Source organism: Acinetobacter sp. NBRC 110496, assembly GCF_000876115.1.
In the GTDB taxonomy this organism is placed as follows: Bacteria; Pseudomonadota; Gammaproteobacteria; order Pseudomonadales; family Moraxellaceae; genus Acinetobacter.
In genome coordinates, this window is sequence record NZ_BBTF01000135.1 from 1 (window position 1) to 1,313 (window position 1,313).

The 1,313-nt window shown below is 39.9% G+C and carries 1 pseudogene; it reads left to right on the top strand.

From position 1 onward, the window contains the following. Positions 1-1,313: pseudogene (locus tag Aba26S_RS20905) on the top strand (efflux RND transporter permease subunit); the annotation flags it as partial.

Sequence of the window (1,313 nt, forward strand, 5' to 3'; positions counted from 1 at the left end):
AAATTGTACTGGGTACAGCATTCATGCTTATCGGTGAGAACTCACGAAATGTTGCTCATGCTGTTGATCAAAAACTACAGCAAGTTCAAAAATCATTACCAGAAGGTGTAGAAGCAAAAGCGGTCTATAACCGTACAACTTTGGTTGATGCAACGATACAGACGGTGAAAAAGAATCTTCTAGAAGGTGCGATTCTGGTAATCGTTGTTCTGTTTGTATTTCTTGGTCATTTCCGTGCCGCGCTGATTACAGCTCTAGTTATTCCATTATCAATGTTGATGACAATCACAGGTATGGTGAACCAGAAAATTAGTGCCAACCTTATGAGTCTTGGGGCACTAGATTTCGGGATTATTGTAGATGGTGCTGTTGTAATTGTTGAGGCTTCCTTAGCAAAGTTGGCAATTAAACAAAAAGAGCTTGGGCGAGTTTTAACAAGGCAAGAACGCTTTACGACTGTGTTTGAAGCGACTAAAGAATCCCGCAAAGCGATTCTCTATGGTCAATTGATCATTATCTTGGTGTATCTACCTGTAATGACTCTGACTGGTGTTGAAGGAAAGATGTTTACACCAATGGCTGCAACAGTGGTTATGGCTTTAGTGGCAGCAATGATTCTTTCAATTACGTTTGTCCCTGCAATGGTGGCATTAGTCACTACCGGTGAAATTAAAGAAGAAGAGTCAAAAATCGTCCATGGCATCAAAAGATTTTATAACCCAATTTTAGATTGGTCTTTAAATCATCAGATATTTGCTAATTGCTTTTGTCTCTATTTTCTTTGTTTTTAGTGCAAGTCTTTCGACTCGTTTAGGCTCAGAGTTTATACCTTCCTTGGATGAGGGAGATGTAGCACTACATGCCTTGCGTATTCCTGGCACGTCGTTGACTCAAGCAATTGAAATGCAATACACGTTAGAAAAAGAGATTAAGAAAATTCCAGAAGTTCAGACTATTTTTGCCAAAGTGGGGACTGCTGAAATTGCTACTGATCCTGTTCCACCTAACGTTGCAGATAACTTTGTCATGCTGAAACCTCGTAGTCAGTGGCCTAATCCTGATAAGGAAAAGTCTGCGGTTGTTGCTGAAATTGAACGTGTATCTAAAGGCGTATATGGAAACAATTATGAGTTTACACAGCCGATTCAAATGCGTTTTAACGAACTTATTTCAGGTGTCCGAACCGATGTTGCCGTAAAAATTTATGGTGATGATTTGGAACAGTTACTTGAATCAGCAAACGCTGCCGCTAAGATTTTAGAGGGAGTCAATGGTACTGCTGATCTTAAAGTCGAACAGATGTCTGGTTTACC